19 protein-coding genes are annotated in these 17,780 nt (G+C 66.5%); 7 read left to right on the forward strand and 12 right to left on the reverse strand.

Features of this window, described 5'->3' with window-relative positions; all coding sequences use genetic code 11:
* Positions 1-49: 49 nt before the first annotated feature.
* Both C7R54_RS15195 and C7R54_RS28865 read right to left on the reverse strand, forming a co-directional pair.
* The gene (locus C7R54_RS15195) at positions 50-412 is read right to left on the reverse strand and encodes a virulence factor (protein WP_129151286.1); all 363 of its coding nucleotides are present in this window, start codon (positions 410-412) and stop codon (positions 50-52) included.
* A gap of 292 nt (positions 413-704) precedes the next feature.
* A complete protein-coding gene (locus tag C7R54_RS28865) occupies positions 705-878 on the reverse strand; it encodes a hypothetical protein (protein WP_158021213.1) in 174 nt (57 codons plus the stop codon).
* Here C7R54_RS28865 and C7R54_RS15200 point away from each other — a divergent pair.
* Complete coding sequence (locus tag C7R54_RS15200; protein WP_129151287.1) at positions 877-1,122, forward strand: hypothetical protein; 246 nt, start codon at positions 877-879, stop codon at positions 1,120-1,122. The two genes, C7R54_RS28865 and C7R54_RS15200, sit on opposite strands and share 2 nt — an antisense overlap.
* A 128-nt stretch (positions 1,123-1,250) precedes the next feature.
* The gene (locus tag C7R54_RS15205; RefSeq protein ID WP_129151288.1) at positions 1,251-1,523 is read left to right on the forward strand and encodes a hypothetical protein; all 273 of its coding nucleotides are present in this window, start codon (positions 1,251-1,253) and stop codon (positions 1,521-1,523) included.
* 68 nt (positions 1,524-1,591) lie between these two features.
* Here C7R54_RS15205 and C7R54_RS15210 read toward each other — a convergent pair whose 3' ends face one another.
* The 5 genes from C7R54_RS15210 to C7R54_RS15230 all read right to left on the reverse strand — a co-directional run bounded on the left by C7R54_RS15210 (position 1,592) and on the right by C7R54_RS15230 (position 7,224).
* The gene (locus tag C7R54_RS15210; RefSeq protein ID WP_129151289.1) at positions 1,592-2,287 is read right to left on the reverse strand and encodes a molybdate ABC transporter substrate-binding protein; all 696 of its coding nucleotides are present in this window, start codon (positions 2,285-2,287) and stop codon (positions 1,592-1,594) included.
* Positions 2,288-2,365: 78 nt separating this feature from the next.
* Positions 2,366-4,651 (reverse strand): xanthine dehydrogenase family protein molybdopterin-binding subunit, encoded by a 2,286-nt coding sequence (locus C7R54_RS15215; protein ID WP_129151290.1) that lies wholly within the window; start codon positions 4,649-4,651, stop codon positions 2,366-2,368.
* Positions 4,648-5,205, reverse strand: coding sequence for a (2Fe-2S)-binding protein (locus tag C7R54_RS15220; RefSeq protein WP_338026174.1), 558 nt, complete (start codon positions 5,203-5,205; stop codon positions 4,648-4,650). The genes C7R54_RS15215 and C7R54_RS15220 overlap by 4 nt, the downstream gene beginning before the upstream one ends.
* A 7-nt stretch (positions 5,206-5,212) precedes the next feature.
* On the reverse strand, positions 5,213-6,205 hold the full coding sequence (locus C7R54_RS15225) for a Bug family tripartite tricarboxylate transporter substrate binding protein (RefSeq protein ID WP_129151291.1): 993 nt from the start codon (positions 6,203-6,205) through the stop codon (positions 5,213-5,215).
* Positions 6,206-6,345: 140 nt separating this feature from the next.
* Positions 6,346-7,224 (reverse strand): fumarylacetoacetate hydrolase family protein, encoded by an 879-nt coding sequence (locus tag C7R54_RS15230; protein WP_129151292.1) that lies wholly within the window; start codon positions 7,222-7,224, stop codon positions 6,346-6,348.
* Between the two features lie 140 nt (positions 7,225-7,364).
* Between C7R54_RS15230 and C7R54_RS15235 the strand changes: the two genes are divergently transcribed.
* Positions 7,365-8,075 carry a FadR/GntR family transcriptional regulator gene (locus C7R54_RS15235; protein ID WP_240039538.1) on the forward strand — a complete coding sequence of 237 codons (711 nt, stop codon included), beginning with the start codon at positions 7,365-7,367 and terminating at the stop codon, positions 8,073-8,075.
* A gap of 48 nt (positions 8,076-8,123) precedes the next feature.
* Here C7R54_RS15235 and C7R54_RS15240 read toward each other — a convergent pair whose 3' ends face one another.
* The gene (locus C7R54_RS15240; protein WP_129151294.1) at positions 8,124-9,113 is read right to left on the reverse strand and encodes an isopenicillin N synthase family dioxygenase; all 990 of its coding nucleotides are present in this window, start codon (positions 9,111-9,113) and stop codon (positions 8,124-8,126) included.
* Positions 9,114-9,256: 143 nt separating this feature from the next.
* Here C7R54_RS15240 and C7R54_RS15245 point away from each other — a divergent pair, with 143 nt between their 5' ends.
* The 4 genes from C7R54_RS15245 (at position 9,257) to C7R54_RS15260 (ending at position 13,037) form a co-directional block, all read left to right on the forward strand.
* Positions 9,257-9,997, forward strand: a complete 741-nt coding sequence (locus C7R54_RS15245) for a GntR family transcriptional regulator (RefSeq protein WP_192903668.1) — start codon at positions 9,257-9,259, stop codon at positions 9,995-9,997.
* Positions 9,997-11,109 (forward strand): tripartite tricarboxylate transporter substrate binding protein, encoded by a 1,113-nt coding sequence (locus tag C7R54_RS15250; protein WP_129151296.1) that lies wholly within the window; start codon positions 9,997-9,999, stop codon positions 11,107-11,109. The genes C7R54_RS15245 and C7R54_RS15250 overlap by 1 nt, the downstream gene beginning before the upstream one ends.
* A 72-nt stretch (positions 11,110-11,181) precedes the next feature.
* Positions 11,182-12,129 (forward strand): isocitrate lyase/PEP mutase family protein, encoded by a 948-nt coding sequence (locus C7R54_RS15255; RefSeq protein ID WP_129151297.1) that lies wholly within the window; start codon positions 11,182-11,184, stop codon positions 12,127-12,129.
* Positions 12,129-13,037 carry a polysaccharide deacetylase family protein gene (locus tag C7R54_RS15260; protein ID WP_129151298.1) on the forward strand — a complete coding sequence of 303 codons (909 nt, stop codon included), beginning with the start codon at positions 12,129-12,131 and terminating at the stop codon, positions 13,035-13,037. The genes C7R54_RS15255 and C7R54_RS15260 overlap by 1 nt, the downstream gene beginning before the upstream one ends.
* A gap of 28 nt (positions 13,038-13,065) precedes the next feature.
* Here C7R54_RS15260 and C7R54_RS15265 read toward each other — a convergent pair whose 3' ends face one another.
* From C7R54_RS15265 to C7R54_RS15280, 4 genes are all read right to left on the reverse strand, one after another.
* On the reverse strand, positions 13,066-13,275 hold the full coding sequence (locus C7R54_RS15265; RefSeq protein ID WP_240039539.1) for a hypothetical protein: 210 nt from the start codon (positions 13,273-13,275) through the stop codon (positions 13,066-13,068).
* Positions 13,276-13,628: 353 nt separating this feature from the next.
* Positions 13,629-16,019, reverse strand: a complete 2,391-nt coding sequence (locus C7R54_RS15270) for a phosphoketolase family protein (RefSeq protein ID WP_129151299.1) — start codon at positions 16,017-16,019, stop codon at positions 13,629-13,631.
* A 48-nt stretch (positions 16,020-16,067) separates the two neighbouring features.
* Positions 16,068-16,994 carry a 2-deoxy-5-keto-D-gluconate 6-phosphate aldolase domain-containing protein gene (locus C7R54_RS15275; RefSeq protein WP_129151300.1) on the reverse strand — a complete coding sequence of 309 codons (927 nt, stop codon included), beginning with the start codon at positions 16,992-16,994 and terminating at the stop codon, positions 16,068-16,070.
* Positions 16,995-17,095: 101 nt separating this feature from the next.
* A complete protein-coding gene (locus C7R54_RS15280; RefSeq protein ID WP_129151301.1) occupies positions 17,096-17,776 on the reverse strand; it encodes an HAD family hydrolase in 681 nt (226 codons plus the stop codon).
* Positions 17,777-17,780: the final 4 nt, after the last annotated feature.

Here is a 17,780-nt window from a genome sequence, read left to right on the forward strand (position 1 = left end):
ATCCCTCCGGGGCGGGTCGATCGCGCGCGCCGGACGGCGCGCGCGACGATCAACGGTGCCAGCCTGGGCCGCCGCCCCGGTAGGGGCCAGGCCCGCCACGATAGTAGGGAGGCGGGCCCCCGTGCTTACCGTGCCAGCCGCCGCCGCGCCAGCCGCCATAGACGACCGGGGCGGGGTAGTAATACGGACGCGGTGCCACGATCACGGGCGGGGGCGCGTACACCGGTGCCGGCGCCACATAGACCGGCGGAGGCGGCGCCACGTAGACCGGCGCCGGCGCCACATAGGCCGGGGCGCCGACTACCAGCGGCGGAATGCCGATGGCGATACCGACATCCACACGCGCCATGGCCGCACTGGAAACCATCAGGGCAGCGGCCCCAAGCCCTGTAAACAGCCAACGCTTATTCATGATGTACCTACGCTTTGCCGCCAGGCGGCCAAGTTAATCAACGCCTCAATTGTCCGTCCAATCGACCTCATCCGTACCTTGCAAAGTCCACAGAAGTGGCGACAAACCACTACAGCTTACCGGAGGATTTGGGTTTTTTTGTGGTTTTGAGGTTTTCTGAGTAATTGACCGCACAGCGGGCCATCATGTTCCGAAATGGGGTGAAACAGGTGGGCAGCAGAAGGGACGTGGCGCCTGCTTTTTCAAATTTTTACATCTTTGTTTAAGAGGGACGGGACCCCTGAGGCGCGCGTCAGAGTCGATTCATGACGTTACTTATTTTGAAATCACTGTTCGCGTTTGCTTGCATCGCCGCAATAAAGATGTCGAATGACATCGGCACAATCCTTTCCTGACTGATCGTGTCGGCGCCGGCCATGGTGGGAACGGTGGAGCGATCGGTCTGCAGCCAGGGGAATCGCATCATGAATACTCGAACAGTCAATGGTTTCCGGGTGCGTTGCGCGGTCGAGGCCGTGAACCGCAAGTACATGATCCAGGTCTGGACGCGCAAGATCGGCGCGAACGCGCCGGAGAAGTGCTGGCCCTTGATGGACGGGAGTGCGTTTTCCAGCCAGGATGAAGCGGAGCAGCGTTGTGCGACGCTGTTCCAGGGCATCCGCGGCGTGCGCGCCAATGGCGAGCCGGAGTATTCGCGCAGCGCAGCCTGATTTTCCCGCTAGGCGACAAGCGCGGGCCGGACGCTGCCGTCCGGTCCCCGCCGCTGGGGCGGAGTGTTGATCGACACCCCGCGGCGCCGCCTATACACTGCCTCCTCGTCCAAGGGAGGGGCGGCGGCGTGCAATACGAGAATCTGTTCTGGGGCATGGCCACGATCGTGGGGCTGGCCATCGTCGGCGGCGGCTTGTTCGCCCTGTTTCGCCTGTTGGTCAATTCCTTGGGGGCCTGCCTGCTGCTGGCGACCCTGAATGCATGCATGGTGCTGCACTTCGCCGGCGTCGGGCCGGTCGCCGACCAGGCCGTCCTGCTGGCCTGCGCGGCTTTCATGTTCACGCTGGTGATATCCGCCGCGGCCACCCTGGCCATGCGCCGGCTGCGCTGGCGGCGGTGATGTCCCCCAGATGTTCTCCCTCTGATGTTCCCTCTTTAGGGGCCGCCGGCCTGGGGGCGGCTGGCGCCTCAGATATCGAAGCCCGATGCCTTGCGCAAGCTCGCCGACGCCGGTTCGCTCAAGACGCGCACGAACGCGCCCGCCAGCGCCGGCTCGGCGGCATGGGTGCAGACCGCCGCGGTGTAGATCGTGCTCAAGCCGTAGCCGGACGGCAGGTTGCCCACGAGTGAGACGCCGGGCGTATAGCGGATTTCCGTGACCTGGGTGCAGCCTATGAGGCCATGGCCATCGGCCTTGGCCATGGCTGCCATCGCCGCGTTGCCGTTGGGATATTCATGGATGCGGTCCGCCAGGACGGATGTGAGGCCCAGTTTTTCCAGTACGCCGGCGATATGGATCCCGGCAGTGGACTGGGTGAGGTGCGGCACATACAGGCCGGTGCAGGCCCGCAGGGCCGCGCCCAAGGCGTCACCATCGCGGATGTCGACGGGCGGGCTGCCGGCGCGGACCGCCACGCCGGTTTCCACCCGGCCCAGCGGCCGCGCGCTGTCGGCAAGCAGGTGACCTTGCCCGGTCAGCCCGTCGACCAGCGCCTGGGACAGGATCACCAGGTCGCAAGGGTCGCCGGCCAGCAGTTTGTCCCGCATGGCGCCCACGGCGCCGAAGGTCGGCGCCAGCGTGCAGGCCTGCGCGGCCTCGAAGGCCGGCCGCAGGCCGTTGACCACCGCTTGCGCGGCGCCGCCGCTGAATAGATGCAATTCCATGATGTTCCTCTTTGCCTGTCGGGGCTTGTCGTGATTTTCCGCGCGATTTTGCGCGTGGTCTTGGTGGCGCCAGCCGCGCTATCCGGTCTCTTCATGGGCCATGGCCTGGATGACGCGCTCCGGCGTCAGGGGCATGTGGCGCACGCGCACGCCCAGCGCGTCGGCCACGGCATTGGCGATGGCGGCGGCGGTTGGGCCCAGCGCCGCTTCGCCCGCGCCCAGCGGCGCATCGTCGGGGCGGGGCAGGATGTCGACGCTGACCCGGGGAACCTGGCTGAAACGCATGATGGGATAGCTCTCCCAGTCGCCGTCCAGCAAGCGGATGGCGTCGAAGCGTGTCGCTTCCTGCAGCGTCCAGCTGGCGGCCTGCAACGCGCCGCCTTCGATCTGCTGGCGCACGCCGTCGGGGTTGATGGCCAGGCCGACGTCCACCGCGATGTGCAGGGCGCGCAAGCGGACCTGGTCGTCGACATCGACGTGCGCGACCACCGCGCAATAGGCGCCGGTGCCTTTATAGCGGGCCACGCCACAGCCGCGGCCGTGCGCGCTATCGGCATTGTCGCTGCCGGCCCTATCGCTGCAGGCCCTATCGCTGGCTGCCCTATCGCTGCGGGCGCTATCGCTACCGGCGTTCCCGCTGCCGATGCCACCGTCAGCGACGCCACCTTCACCGGCGCTATCGCTGCCGGGATATCCCCCGTCCCGCTCGCTGGCCGCCCAGGCCGCGCGCAGCACCGCCGCCATGCGCGGGTCGGTGATATGCGCCAGGCGGTACGCCAGCGCGCTTATGTTGGCGGCATGCGCCAGTTCATCCATGAAGGACTCGATGGCAAAAACGTTGGCGTGTGCGCCGAGCGCGCGCAGGGCGGACGCGCGTATGGGCACGTCGCGCACGCGATGGCAGGTCACGTCCACGCGGGGAAATGCGTAGCCCGGCTCGGCGTTGCGATCCATGCCGCCGCCAACGGCGCGCGGCGCGTCCACCGCGTCCAGGCGGGGAAAGGGCGCAGCCAGGTGCCAGGTACCGAGTAGCGTGGGCGATGGCGCCCGCCCGGGACGCAGGCCGTGGCCCGGACTCCACGCCTCGTGGCGCCAGGCCAGGACGCGGCCGTCCTCGTCGACGTCGGCCTCCAGTTCGATGGCCATCGCGGGGCCCAGGGGAGACCAGTTGAGTTCGTCGGCGCGCGACCACTGCACGCGCACTGGCCGGCCGGGGCAGTAGCCGGCCAGCCATGTGGCGTCGTACGCCACATCGTCGGCGCCATTGTGCCCGTAGCAGCCGGCGCCTTGCACGTGCTCGATCACGATGGCGTCCTCGGGGCGGCGCAAGGCCAACGCGAGGTCACGGCGCAGGTTGTAGATGGCCTGGCTGTGCGTCCATACCTCCAGGCGCGCGCCATCGTCTCGGGCAAGGGCGCAGGAGGGGCCGATGGCGGCGTGTTTCAGGAAAGGGCGGGAATAGGCGGCGCGGAAGGTGCGCCGTCCGTCCGCGGGCGTCTCGCGGCGTGGCGCCTGCGCCGTGCCGCCCTGCCATCGCAGCGTGTCGCGTGGCAGCGTCTTCAGCCAGGCGGGCAGGGCGCCGGCATCGGGCAGCGTGGCGCGTTCTTCCCAGGTCGCGCCGGCCGCGAGACGGGCCAGCGCCCGTTCGGCAAGGTCTTCGCGCGTCGCGATCACGCCGGCCAGCGTGCCGTCGCGCGCCACCGCGACCACGCCGGGCCAGGCGGCGACATCGGTGGCGTCCAGGGCCAATAGCCGGGCTGCGGGCGAGGGCGGGCGCAACATGCGTCCATGCAGCAGGCCGGGGAGCTCGATGTCGTGGATGTAGCGGTAGCGTCCGTAGACTTTTTCGGCGATGTCGTCGCGGGGCCGCGATCGCCCGACTTCACGATAGTCGGCGCGGGGCCGAGGGGAGATGTCCGGGACGGCAGGCTGGTCCAGCAAGCCGGCATCCACTTCCCAATAGCTTCCCAGGCGCTCCGCGCCATGCAGGAACACGCCGTCGTCCACGCGCACGGCGTCCGCCGGCAAGCCATGCGCGGCAGCCACGTGGTCCAGGTATAGCGCCCGCGCCTGCGCGCAGACATGGCGCAGCGCCGCGCCGGAATGCTGGATGGACAGGCTGCCCGAGGTAACCGCCTCGTCGGGGCTCAGTGCGGTGCGCGGCGCGACCATGACGATGCGCGCGAACGACACCCCCAGTTCCTCGGCGGCGATCTGCGCCAGCGCGGTATGTATGCCCTGGCCGATCTCGACCTTGCCTGAGCGCACCCGCGCCCGGCCGGGCACGCTGAAATCCAGCCAGGTCGACAGTCGCGGATTGGCACGCAGGCTGGGCGGCAGGGCGGATGGGGCAGGGGCCGTCATGCGCGTCCACTCCCCGGCGCCGCTTCTTCGGCTGCGCGGGCCACCGCGCGCAGGACGCGCGGGTGCGCGCCGCAGCGGCACAGGTTGCGCTCCAGGCCCGCGCGCGCCTGCGCCTCGGTGGGATGCGGACAGCGCCGCAGCAGGGCCACGGCCGCGATCATCATCCCGGACGTGCAGTAGCCGCATTGCGCCGCCTGCTCGGCGATGAAGGCGCGCTGCACGGGATGCGGGCCGCGCTCATCGCCCAGCCCCTCCACGGTGACCACGTCCTTGCCCGCCGCCGACCACATCGGCGTGTCGCAGGCAGGCACCGCATGGCCGTCCACCATCACCATGCAGGCGCCGCACAGGCCCGCGCCGCAGCCATAACGACTGGCCTTCAGCCCAAGCTCGTTGCGCAGGACGTCCAGCAGGCTGCGGCTGGGATCGACACGCAGGGACACGGACCGGCCGTTGACGGTGAGGGCCATGGCATCGGTGTCCGGCGCCGCCGGCGCCTCCTTGCCCGTATCGTTCAACTCCATCTCCTGCCCCGGCTTCCGGTCATCGGTCATGCCGGCGCTAGTCGACCGTGATATTGGCCGACTTGACGATGGCGCCCCACTTGTCGATGTCCTGCTTCAGGAAAGTGGTGAACTGCGCCGGCGTCATCTTCATGGGCGTTACCCCGCTTTGCGCCCACACCGACCGGACCTCGGGCTGTTCGACGATATGGGAGATGCGCTCGTTCAGGAAATTCACCACGTCCGGCGGCGTGCCCCTGGGCGCCAGCAGGCCCAGCCAGATCGTCGCGGTGTAGCCGGGCACGCCGGCTTCGGCCATGGTGGGCGTATCGGGCAGGACGTTGGAGCGTTCCGTGCCGGTGGTCGCCAGCGCCACCACCTTCCGGGTCTGGATCAGCTCGGTCATGGTGCTCACGGCGTCGAACATCATGTCGACCTGGCCGCCCAGCACGTCCGTACGCGCGCCGCCGCTGCTCTTGTAGGGGATGTGCGCGATATCGATGCCGGCCATGCTCTTGAACAGCTCGCCAGCCATGTGATACGGCGTGCCCGTGCCCGAAGAGGCGTAATTGAGCTTGCCCGGCGATTGCCTGGCTTGCGCGACCAGGTCCTTGACGGACTTGATCGGCAGGCCGGCGCGCACGACCAGCACCAGCGGCGCCTCGTTGACGGGCGCCACCGCGGTGAAGTCCTGCATCAGGTCGTAGGGCCGCTTCTTCAGCAGCGTTTCGTTGACCGTCTGCGTGTTGGACATCATGAGCAGGGTGTAGCCGTCCGGCGCGGCCTTGGCCACGTATTGGGTGCCGATGACCGCGCCGGCGCCGGGCCGGTTCTCCACCACGAAGGACTGGCCGGTCTCCTGGCCCAGGCGCTGCGCCAGCACGCGCGCATAGACGTCGGCGGATCCGCCCGCGCCGAACGGCACGACGATGGTCACGGGGTGGCTGGGATATTTCTGGGCCCAGGCCGGGCCGACGCCGGCTGCCCAGGCGGCGCATACCGCGAATGCGGCGGCGAGGCCGCCGCGCTGAAAGGGCGTAAAGATTCTCATCGATTGTCTCCTCACGATCCGCCGTGGCGGCCGTGTGATGGGACCGGGCTCGCCGGCCGCGTAGTCGCGGCTTCGGCGCGCCGGGCGGTCATGCGCCGCCTCTTCCGGTCAGGGGAGCGCAGTGCTCCGGGTTGCACCTGTCAGGCCACGGTGTTTTCCAGCGTGCCCAGGCCCTCGATTTCGATGCGGATGACGTCGCCCGACTGCACGAAGCGCGGCGGCTTGAAGCCGATGCCCACGCCGGCCGGCGTGCCGGTGGCGATGACGTCGCCGGGCTTGAGCTCGATGCCGGCGGAGATGGTTTCGATCAGCGTGGGGATGTCGAAGATCAGGTCCGACGTGTTGGCGTTCTGGCGCAGCTCGCCGTTGACCCAGCATTTGACGCCCAGGCGCGTGGCGTCGACCTCGTCGCGCGTGACCACGTACGGGCCCATGGGGCAGAAGCCGTCCAGCGCCTTGCCCAGGAACCATTGTCGATGCAGCTTTTGCAGGTCGCGCGCGGTGACGTCGTTGACGATGGTGTAGCCAAAGATGTGGTCGAAGGCGTCCGCCTTGCGGATGCCGCGGCCGGCCTTGCCGATCACCACGGCCAGCTCGGCTTCGTAATCGACCTGCTGCGTGACGTGCTTGTGCGGGGGGATCGCCGCGCCCGGCCCGATCACGGTGGTGGCCGGCTTGGTGAACACCACGGGCGCCTCGGGCGCGTGTTCGCCTTCCTTGGCGCTGCTGTCGAAGCCCGACTTGCTGAACTCGGCGGCGTGCTCGTGATAGTTCTTGCCGACGCAGAAGATATTGCGACGGGGCTGGTCGATGGGGGCCAGGATTTTGGCGCCGGCCAACGGTTTGCCTGCGCCCGTCGCGGCCAGCTTCGTCCGCAGGTGATCAAAATTTTGAACCAGTTGGACCATGTCGCCCGTGAAATCCGGCGTCAGTTGGGAGACAGGCCAGAACTGTTGCGACTGCGTGTCGACCAAGGCGATGGCGGGGATGCCGTCGAGCGCGATGTTGGCAAATTTCATGACTGATTGATAATCCAATTGGTTGTCGTGATGCATAATTTAGAACCAAAATGGATCTTCATCAATACAATTCTATGGATTGGTATAACCAATTGGTTCATGTCGGTGTAGAATCGCTGGATCTAAGGGAGTGCCTGAACGTGGATGAACGGGTAGCCGGAGCCGCGGTGCGGTCCGAGGGCGCCAAGGAGTTGGCGCGGTATCTGCAGGAAGAAATCGGCGCGGGCCGCTTGCGCGCGGGCGTGAAGCTGCCGCCGGAGCGTGAGCTGAGCCAGCGTTTCGGCGCTTCGCGCGGTTCGGTGCGGCGCGTGCTGGCGGACCTGCGCGAGCGCGGCCTGATCCGGCAATCCGTGGGCAGCGGCACCTTCGTGTCCGACGAGGCCGAGTCGCTGCTGGATGCTCCGCCGGCCGCCGTGCCGTGGTTTCACGTGCCGGTCAGCCCCGCTGAATTGATGGAGGCCCGCCGCCTGATCGAACCCTTGCTGCCGCCCATGATCGCGCGCAATGCCACGGCGGCGGATTTCGCCGCCATGCAGCATTGCATCGAGCAGTCCGAGGCCGCAACGACGATCGAGGACTTCGAGCATTGGGATGGAGCCTTGCACAAGAGCTTCGCGCTGGCGACGCACAACGCATTCTTCATGCAGATCCTGGAGTTGACCAACCGCGCGCGCGAGCAGGGCGAATGGGGGCGGTTGAAACGCAATTCTCTGACGCCGCAACGGCGCGCGGAATATGAGCAGCAGCATCGGGCCATCGTCGATGCCCTGCGGGATCGCGACGCTGCCCAGGCCGCGGTCCTGATGACGGGGCACCTGGAGCAGATTCGCCGCAACCTGTTCGGAGAGTGATCTTCCCGCCGGCGGTGTTCCTACGCCGGCGCTTTCTTACACCGGCACCTACGCCGCCGGCTTCTTCTGCCGGTATGAATACGACGCATCGTATTTCGCCGTGATGTAGTCGCCGGCGACGATGGGGTCGTATTTGGGCGGCATGTCCGCGGTGGCGCAGTTCGGCAGGCATTCGACCGTGGTATCGAAGTCCGGGTCGTAGAACACCGGTATGGAAAAGCGCTCCTGTCCCGACGCGTTGACCACGCGATGCGGCGTCGAGACGAACAGGTCGTTGGACCAGCGCGCCAGCATGTCGCCGATATTCACCACGAAAGTCCCGTCGATATAGGGCGCCGGCACCCACTCGCCGCTGCGATTGCGCACTTGCAGCCCGCCGACCTCGTCCTGCCACAGGATGGTGATGCAGCCGAAATCGGTATGCGGCGCGGCGCCGTACTGGCCAGCCGCCGCTTCCGGGGGCTGGGGCGGATAATGCAGCAGCCGGGCGCGCACCAGCGGATGCTTGTACATCGAGCGGAAATAATCGCGCTTCAGGTCCAGGGACAGCGCGATACCTTCGAGCACCCGTTGACCTGCCTCAAAGACATGCTGGTAATAGTCTTCCAGAATCGAACGCCACGTCGCTTCATTGGGCAGCCATTGATTCAGGCCGACCAGGGGCTTGCCGGCCAGCACCTCCGGATGCTCGGGCGTGAAGGGATAGGCGAAGTTGAAGCTTTCCTTCAGATCCGCGATGCGGGCGCCTTCCAGCACCGTTTGCTTGAACGCCACGTAGCCGCGGTGCGCACCGTTGATCGCGATCGAATTCTTGATCTCGTCCGGCAGCCGGAAGAAATACTTGGCGCACATGTAGGCCGCGCGCACCAGGTCGGCCGGAACGTTGTGGTTGGCAATATAGAAAAAACCGACTTCCACCGCGGCCTTGCGGATGTTATGCGCGACCCGTAATGCGCCCTCATGATCCCTTGCGTCGAACAGCGGTCGAATGTCGACAATTGGGATGGACCCGAAATCATCCGACGGGGGCAGGGTCATGACGCATACTCCTCGCGTTGCTTATGCCGTTGAATATCGTGCGTAAGCGTAGTTATCCGGTTAACATTGTGCGGCGTCGAACTTGAAACATTGTAATCAACTTCATACATATGTCCATGCATACGTTGAGCGCTGGAGTTCCGATGTACCACCAGATCGCACAGGTGCTGCGGCGCCGCCTGGAGGCGGGCGATCTGGGCGCCGGCAACCAGATGGCGACTGAACAAGCGCTGTGCGACGAGTTCGGCGTCAGCCGCACCACGGTCCGCCATGCGCTGAGCTACCTGAAGCGCGAAGGCCTGCTGAGCAGCCGCCGCGGCGTCGGCACCCGGCGCGTCGACGCCGGACCGCGCAAGAAGTACGTGCGTTCCAATGGCGATCCCCTGCACGCCACCCTGTCGAGCAAGCCGCGCATACTGTCCCTGGGCCTGGCTCCCGCGCCGGCGCAAGTCGCGCGTTTCCTGGGGCTGGAGGAGGGCGCCGACGTTTTCAAGATCGTGCGCATGCATGACCTCGATGGCGAGCCGCTGTCGGTCGTGATCAGCTACATGCCTTCCTATCTGTCCAAGATCTCCCGCAGCGCGATGCAGCGCGAATCGCTGCACGAGATCTTCTGGCACGACTACGGCCTCAAGGTCGAGCGCAGCCTGCACACCATCCGTGTCAGCCGCGCCGATACCGATATCGCCGACCTTTTGAAAATTGGCCTGGCCGATCCGGTGATGCACATACAGGCACAGACCTTCCTGCGCGGGGGCCAACCCATACGCTGGACCGAAAACTATTTTTGCGAAGACCGCTACGAGTACACGGCCGAGTTCGTCTGGGATCCTCCGCCACCCCGGCGCAGGGCGGCGACGGCTAAACCTGGGGAAAAAAAGTGATGTTGTCCAAGCTGTTCGGCGCCTTTTTCTCGAAGGCGCCGGTTATCGAGTCCGCAACACCCTTCAAGTTCCAGTCCGCACGATCTTCAGGTTCCGCGGTTTTTCCCCAATCATCCCGCAAGAAGCCGCTGCTGGCGGCCGCCACGGTTGCCACGACCGCGCTGCTCGCATTGCTGTCTGCTGCCGGTGCGCATGCTGCGGATGCCGGTGCCGCGTCGTATCCCGACAAGCCTATCCGCATCATCCTGGGCTTTCCCGCGGGCGGCGGCTCCGACGTCCTGCTGCGCTCCATCACGCCTGGATTGGCGCAGGAACTGGGTCAGCCCGTCATTGTCGATAACCGGCCCGGCGCTGGCGGCAACCTTGCCATGGAGGCGGTGGCGCGCGCTGAACCCGATGGGTACACGCTGTTGATGGGCTCGCCGGGCCTGGCGACCAATCCCTTCCTGTACAAGACCCTGACGTTCGATCCGATCAAGGACTTCGCGCCCATCGGCATGGTGGGCAGCGTGCAGAACGCGCTGATCGTGCAGCCGTCCCTGCATATCGACAGCGTCGCCGAACTGGTGCGTTACGCCAAGGCGCATCCGGGCGTGCTGAACGTCGCGTCCTCGGGCACCGGCACGTCCCTGCACCTGGCCGCCGAACTGTTCAAGCGGGACACCGGCGTGAACATCGTGCACGTCCCTTATCGCGGAGGCGCCCCAGCCATGACCGATCTGCTCGGCGGCCGCGTCGACATGATGTTCAATGTGTTGCCGCAGGCGCTGCCGCAGGTCAAGGCCGGCAAGCTGAAGGCGCTCGCCGTCACGGGGGCGGTACGGTCGCCGACCTTGCCCGACGTGCCTACCATGGAAGAAGCAGGCGTCAAGGGCTACACAGCAACGACCTGGAACGGTTTGCTGGCGCCCGCGGGCACGCCGCCCGCGATCGTGAACAAGATCAATGCCGCCTTGAACCGGGTGCTTGCAGCGCCGGCGACCAAGAAGATTTTCGACGACATGGGACAGGACGTGGTGATGGGCACGCCCGCCGAATTCGCCCAGTTGATCAAGGACGAAACCGCCAAATGGAAAGTCGTCATCCAGGAGGGCGGAATCCAGGCGCAGTAGCGTCGCCAGCCGACTGACGAGACGCCAGCGAGACCGGGCGGCGCGGCAGAAAACCGGTCCAAGGGGAACATCATGGACAAGTGCCGGCGGATGCGTGACCTGCTCAAGAACGCGCGGCCCCTGGTATCGCCAGGGATTTACGATGGCTACAGCGCCTTGCTGGCGCAGGCCATGGGCTTCAAGACCGCGTCCACCACGGGCGCGGGCCTGGCCAATTCCTTGCTGGGCCAGCCCGATATCGGGCTGTTCAGCCTGCGTGACAATGTCGACGCCTGTCGACGGCTGACTCATGCCGTGGACCTTCCCCTGATGGCCGATGCCGACACCGGCTATGGCAATGCGGTGACGGTCTACCATGTGGTCCAGTATTTCGAGGAAGCCGGCGTGGTCGGCATCAATATCGAAGACCAGTTCATGCCCAAGCGCTGCGGCGCCATGCGGGGCAAGGAGCTGGTCGAGCCGCTGGAAATGGCCTTGAAGATCGAGGCCGCGCTCAAGGCCAAGAAGAATCCCGACTTCATCATCAACGCGCGCACCGACGCCATTGCCGTGGAAGGCATCGAAGGCACGGTCAAGCGGGTGCGCGAGTACGTGGCGGCGGGCGCCGACATGATCTATCCCGATGCCGTCCGCAACGAGGACGATATCCTGCGGGTGCTGGAGGCCGCCGACGGCGTGCCGGTGAACATCAACATGGGGTTCGGCATCCGGCAGCGGCCCACCACGCCGCTGATCCCTTTCAAGCGCCTGGGCGAGATGGGCGTGGCCCGAATCAGCCTGCCGCGCTTCCTGCCGGCGGCTGCGCTGCATGGCATGCGCCAGGCGATCCTGGCCTTGCAGGGCGGAATGCAGGGCGATGCGGTGATCGATCGCCCCGACCTGCTGGCCAGCATGCAGGACATTACCGATCTGGTCGGCTACGACCGTATCGCGGCCTTGGAAAGCGACCTGCTTTCGGCCGAGCAGTTGGCGCGCAAGTACCAGGACGGTATGCGCGATTATGTTGTCAAGGAAGATTGATGGAACCTCGTCGCTACGGACCTTTTCCGTACATCCCCCAACCGGCGCGCCCGCCGTTCAAGTTGCCCGGCGGCGCGCGCGTCGCGTTGTGGATAAATCCGAATGTGGAGTATTTCGGCCTGGATGACGTGATGCCGGGCGTGGTCAATGAACGCATTCCCGCGGCGCACGCCAAGATCCCGAATGTGCGGAACTGGTCGCTGCGCGACTACGGCAACCGGGTCGGCGTCTGGCGCCTGATGGATACGCTCAGCCGCTACGGCATCCGCGCCAGTGCCGCGCTGAACAGCGAGTTGTGCGACCATCATCCGGAGATCATCGAGGAGGCCATGCGGCGTGGCTGGGAATTCATGGGCCATGGCATCACCAATGCCATCCGCCTGAACGAGATGCCGGCGGAGCAGGAACGTGAAGCGATCTTCCGCATCGTGGAGCGCATCGAGAAGGCCTCCGGGGTGCGGCCGGTAGGCTGGCTGGGGCCGGGGCTGGCGGAGACCTGGCACACCCTGGAGTATCTGGCCGAAGCTGGCGTTCGCTATGTGTGCGACTGGGTCAACGACGACCAGCCCTACACCATGACGGTGGGCCGGCCGCCCATGGTATCGCTGCCGTATTCGGTGCAGACCAACGATGTGCCGGCCTACTTCGACATGAAGATGTCGGTGCCGGAATTCGAGGCCACGATCAAGCGCACGTTCGACACGCTATACCGCGAGGGCGAAACGTCCGGCCGCGTCATGGCCATTGCCGTCCATCCTTTCGTCACGGGCCTGCCGCACCGCATCGGCGCGCTGGACGCGGCGCTGGAATACATCTGCAAGCATCCCGGCGTGTGGCTGGCCACGGGCCGCGAAATCGTCGAGCATTACCTGCAGAGCGATTTCGCGCAGGCCATGGCGCCACGCTGAGCAAGGGCCCCGGCCGAGGCCGTGCGTCTCAGCGCGGCCGCCGCGCCCCGGCGCCGTGCTGGCGCGAGCTGCCTTGGTCCTGACCGGTGCCCAGCTGGGTGGCGTGGCCATCCTTCTTGCTGCGGTTCTGCGTATCGCCGTGGCTGTACTGCGTCTCGCGCGGCTGGTCATCCGCGCGGCGCGATGCGCCGGCATTGCCCTGCGACATTTGCGGCTGCGACTTCTGCTTCTGCGTCATGACGGTTCTCCCGTAAGTAACGGTACCGCGCACCCGCATCCCAATCAACGCAAAGCGCCGGCCCCGTATCCACCTCCCGCATAGTGCGTGCCCAGCGCGGCGCCATGGCATCCGCCCCTCCGCGCAACAAGACGGCCCTGTAAAAAACCCCGCCCCACTTGGGGAAACCGCGGATCCGGGTCCCCCGGTCCGCTGGTTTCACCCCCGTGAGGGGGCCGCGCGTAGCGCGGTAGGGGCGGGAATCACCTTTCACAAAAGAACCCCGGCCCCATCGGGGGCACAGCGGAGCCGGCTTTGCCGGTCCGCCGGTGCCGCCCCCCTGGGGGGGAAGGCGCGCAGCGCCTTCGGGGGGGTTACCATACCCAGTCGCGGATTTCGGGCTTGTCTATGCCCTCTTCGTGGGCGTACGCCATATGCTCGATCACACGGTCGCGCAGCCATTCCTTCACATGGGCCCCCACCACGTGCAGTCTTGGCACGCGATCGATGACATCGATGGCCAGGTGGAAACGGTCCACCTCGTTGATCATGGCCAGCTCGAACGGCGTGTTGATATTGCCGCGTTCCTGGTAGCCATGCACATGCATATTGTCATGGTTGGCGCGCCGGTAGGTCAGTTTGTGAACCAGCGACGAATAGGAATGGAAGTTGAAGATCACCGGCTTGTCGCGCGTGAACAGCGAGTCGAAGTCGCGGTCGCTGAGCCCGTGCGGATGCTCCGTATCGGAGACCAGTCGATAGAGGTCCACCACGTTGATGAAACGGATCTTCAGGTCGGGAAATTTCTCCTTCAGCAAGGCCGTCGCCGCCAGCGCCTCCATCGTCGCGATATCCCCCGCGCACGCCATCACCACGTCCGGCTCCGCGCCCTGGTCCGTGCTGGCCCATTCCCAGATGCCGATGCCCTTGGTGCAATGGATGGTGGCGCTCTCCATGTCCAGGTACTGCAGGTGCGGCTGCTTGTCGGCGACGATGACATTGATGTAGTCGCGCGTGCGCAGGCAATGATCGGCCACGCTGAGCAGGCAATTGGCGTCCGGGGGCAGGTAGATGCGCACCACCCCGGGACTCTTGTTGGCCACCACGTCCAGGAATCCCGGGTCCTGGTGGGTGAAGCCGTTATGGTCCTGGCGCCAGACCAGCGAGGTGATCAGCAGGTTGATCGATGGCACCGGCGCGCGCCAGTCCAGCTCCGTCTTGGCCTTTTCCAGCCATTTCGCGTGCTGGTTGAACATCGAATCGATGACATGGACGAAGGCCTCGTAGGTGGCGAAGAAGCCGTGGCGGCCCGTCAGCACATAGCCCTCGAACCAGCCTTCCAGCGTATGCTCGCTGAGGATTTCCATGACGCGGCCGTCGGGCGACAGGGCGCCGCCGTCCTCGTCCTGCGGCAGCGTTTGCGCCAGCCACGTCTTGCCGGTGGCCTCGTACAGCGCGGTCAGCTTGTTGCTGGCGGTCTCGTCGGGGCCGAAGACGCGGAAGTTGTTCATGTTCCGCCGCATGACATCGCGCAGGAAGCCCCCCAGCACGGAGGTGGGCGAGATATTGGACGAGGCGGGCGAGCGCACCGGCACGGCGTAGTCGCGGAAAGGCGGCAGGTCCAGGTCCCGCCGCAGCAGGCCGCCGTTGGCATGGGGATTGGCGCTGATGCGGCGGTCGCCGCGCGGCGCCAGTGCGCGCAGCGCCGCGATGGGCGCGCCGGCATCGTCGAACAGCTCCTCGGGGCGATAGCTACGCAGCCATTCCTCGACCGCCCGCAGGCTGTGCCGGTTGGTCGCGGGATCCGCCACCGGCACCTGGTGCGCGCGCCAGGAGCCTTCCACCTGGTGCCCATCCACCGTCTTCGGTCCTGTCCATCCCTTGGGCGAGCGCAGTACGATCATGGGCCAGCGCGGCCGGCCGCTCGCGCCGCCTTCGCGCGCGCGCTGCTGTATGGCGTGGATTTCATCGATGCAGGCATCCAGCGTGGCGGCCATTTGCTGGTGCATGCGGGGAGGATCGTCGCCCTCGACGAAGTAAGGCTTGTAGCCATAGCCGATGAACAGCGCCTCCAGCTCCTCGTGCGGAATGCGCGCCAGGATGGTGGGATTGGCGATCTTGTAGCCGTTCAGGTGCAGGATGGGAAGCACCGCGCCGTCATGCACCGGGTTGAGGAATTTGTTGGAGTGCCAGGACGCGGCCAGCGGCCCCGTCTCGGCTTCGCCGTCGCCCACCATGGTCGCGACGATCAGGTCCGGGTTGTCGAAGGCGGCGCCATAGGCGTGCGAGAGGCTGTAGCCCAGCTCGCCCCCTTCGTGTATGGATCCCGGGGTCTCCGGCGTGCAGTGCGAGCCGATGCCGCCCGGGAACGAGAACTGCCGGAACAGGCGCTGCATGCCGGCCTCGTCCAGCGAGCGGTCCGGATAGACTTCGGAGTAGCGACCCTCCAGCCACGCGCACGCCAGCGACGCAGGGGCCCCGTGGCCCGGGCCCGACACGAAGAGCACATTGAGGTCGCGCTGGCGGATCAGGCGGTCCAGGTGCACCAGCGTGAAGGTCTGCCCCGGCGACGATCCCCAGTGACCCAGCAGGCGGTTCTTGAGATGCTCCGGCTTGAGCGGCTGGCGCAGCAGCGGGTTCGCCCGCAGATAGATCATGCCCGCCGCCAGGTAGTTCGCGGCGCGCCAATAGGCGTCCATAAGACGCAATTCCTCTTCGGTCAGAGGCCCTGTCAGGGGGGGCGCGGTGTGACTTGCATCGTTCATCGGACCTACTCCCTCGCGTAAGCGCCGCCCTTCATCCGGGCGGCGGAATCAGGCGGACGCGCGACGCGCCCGCTCGAAGATGGAAACCCAGCCGGCATACTGGCTGGCGATACGCTGCGCCGCTTCCTGCCGGGAAGCCCTGCCGGCCTCGAAATCGGCGACGGCGTCGAAGAAACTGGTGCGGCCCACCGCGAAACCGATGAATCCCGGCACGCTGGCGGCCGTGGTCAGCCAGTGGCGTACCTTGGCGTCGTCCGCGCCGCGGCCCAGCACGATGCAGCTGACCTTGTCGCGGCCGTCGCGGCGCGCCACGTCGACCACCGCGGCGCAGTCCGCGCGCTGGTCCAGGCCTTCGATTTTCCATACCGCGGGCTCGACGCCCGCGTCCTGCAAGGCCCGCATGGCCTGCATCATCAGGCCCGGCCGCAATTGCAGGTCATAGGCGTTCTTGTCGCCGCGCACGCTGTCGAGCTGCGCCTGCGTCGCCGGGACCAGCAGTTCGAACATCAGGGGGCGGCCAGCCTTCAGGCAATAACGCGAGAGCTCGGCCAGGCGGGCGGCCTGGCGCTGGTTCATCGCCACGTCCCTGTCCTCCGGGTTATAGCGCACCAGGACCTTCGCGAAGGCAGGATCGAACGATTCGATGTGCGCCACGTAGTCGGGGCCGTACTCGAAGTGGAACTCATCCGAGCCGCTGCGCTCCACCGATGCCGCCGTGACATAGCCGCGCTGGCGGGCGTCGCGCAGGATGGCCGCGCCGTACTCCTCGTCCACCAGCACGCCGGCCTGGGCGGCGTCGATGTGCTGGTCTCGCGCGGCCAGCAGGAAGCCTTCGTAGATCAATTGCTTGCTGTCTTCGACCTTGGCCCGCTGGTCCGCGGTCAAAGGGGGGGTATAGCCGAACATCCCCTTGACGTAGGAATTGCGGTGGTCGAAGGGGAGCAGGTAGAGGGGGAGTTCGTAGCCAGGTTGCATGGCGCCTCCTTAGCGATGTGGACCGGTCGGCGGGAGGGCGGCCGGCGGGAAAGGCCCGCCGGCAAAACCCGTGCCCGCGCGGGCATCTTCGGCTCCAGCCATCAGGACGGGGCCTGCGGCGCGAAGGCGGGCTGCCATCGGGCCAGGTCGCCGATGTGATCCAGGGCCAGGTCTGGCGGCGGATAACGGGCATTGCCGGCCGTGTCGCGGCCATAGTGACCCTGCCGCACGAAGATCGTGGTGACGCGGGCGCCCCAGGCCTGCTTGACCGCGGTCAGCAGGCCCAGCTTGTCGTCGACCATTACGTAGTGCCGTGCGGGCTGGGCGCGTTCGATCTGCGCCAGCATGTGCTGCTTGTGTATGTAGATATACACGCGCTCCGCCACGGCGGCGGCCAGTCCGGCGCCCCGGATCTTGTAGGGCTGGTAGACGGCATCGCCATCCGAAAGGATGACGGGCACGCCCCAGCGCTCCATATTGCGGATGGCATCCAGGGTGCCCTCGAACAGGGCGTCGGCGAAGGGATATTCGAGCAGAAAGCGGGAGATGCCCGGCAGTAGCAGGTCGTTGCGGCCCGGCTGGCGCAAGGCCTGGACCGCGCCCAGGTAGTCGGCATAGCCCAGGCGGCTGCGCAGGTCCTCGTAGCGTTGCCAGTAGTTCTGGTTGCCCTCGGCGCCTAGCGTGGCTATCAGGTGGCCACGCAGGTCGGCTTGCAGGCGGTCGTTGTCGAACAGGGTATTGTCGACATCGAGCAGGAAGACACGTTCGGGGACAGCATTCATCGGA

Origin of the sequence: Achromobacter aloeverae, assembly GCF_004121055.1 — a bacterium.
Taxonomy (GTDB): domain Bacteria; phylum Pseudomonadota; class Gammaproteobacteria; order Burkholderiales; family Burkholderiaceae_B; genus Bordetella_C; species Bordetella_C aloeverae.

Coding starts and splice junctions, on each gene's coding strand:
- C7R54_RS28865 (WP_158021213.1), bottom strand. CDS start 878: ATGATGCGATTCCCCTGGCTGCAGACCGATCGCTCCACCGTTCCCACC.
- C7R54_RS15255 (WP_129151297.1), top strand. CDS start 11,182: ATGGACAAGTGCCGGCGGATGCGTGACCTGCTCAAGAACGCGCGGCCC.
- C7R54_RS15225 (WP_129151291.1), bottom strand. CDS start 6,205: ATGAGAATCTTTACGCCCTTTCAGCGCGGCGGCCTCGCCGCCGCATTC.
- C7R54_RS15220 (WP_338026174.1), bottom strand. CDS start 5,205: ATGACCGATGACCGGAAGCCGGGGCAGGAGATGGAGTTGAACGATACG.
- C7R54_RS15270 (WP_129151299.1), bottom strand. CDS start 16,019: ATGAACGATGCAAGTCACACCGCGCCCCCCCTGACAGGGCCTCTGACC.
- C7R54_RS15240 (WP_129151294.1), bottom strand. CDS start 9,113: ATGACCCTGCCCCCGTCGGATGATTTCGGGTCCATCCCAATTGTCGAC.
- C7R54_RS15280 (WP_129151301.1), bottom strand. CDS start 17,776: ATGAATGCTGTCCCCGAACGTGTCTTCCTGCTCGATGTCGACAATACC.
- C7R54_RS15265 (WP_240039539.1), bottom strand. CDS start 13,275: ATGACGCAGAAGCAGAAGTCGCAGCCGCAAATGTCGCAGGGCAATGCC.
- C7R54_RS15260 (WP_129151298.1), top strand. CDS start 12,129: ATGGAACCTCGTCGCTACGGACCTTTTCCGTACATCCCCCAACCGGCG.
- C7R54_RS15230 (WP_129151292.1), bottom strand. CDS start 7,224: ATGAAATTTGCCAACATCGCGCTCGACGGCATCCCCGCCATCGCCTTG.
- C7R54_RS15245 (WP_192903668.1), top strand. CDS start 9,257: ATGTACCACCAGATCGCACAGGTGCTGCGGCGCCGCCTGGAGGCGGGC.
- C7R54_RS15215 (WP_129151290.1), bottom strand. CDS start 4,651: ATGACGGCCCCTGCCCCATCCGCCCTGCCGCCCAGCCTGCGTGCCAAT.
- C7R54_RS15275 (WP_129151300.1), bottom strand. CDS start 16,994: ATGCAACCTGGCTACGAACTCCCCCTCTACCTGCTCCCCTTCGACCAC.
- C7R54_RS15195 (WP_129151286.1), bottom strand. CDS start 412: ATGAATAAGCGTTGGCTGTTTACAGGGCTTGGGGCCGCTGCCCTGATG.
- C7R54_RS15210 (WP_129151289.1), bottom strand. CDS start 2,287: ATGGAATTGCATCTATTCAGCGGCGGCGCCGCGCAAGCGGTGGTCAAC.
- C7R54_RS15200 (WP_129151287.1), top strand. CDS start 877: ATGAATACTCGAACAGTCAATGGTTTCCGGGTGCGTTGCGCGGTCGAG.
- C7R54_RS15250 (WP_129151296.1), top strand. CDS start 9,997: ATGTTGTCCAAGCTGTTCGGCGCCTTTTTCTCGAAGGCGCCGGTTATC.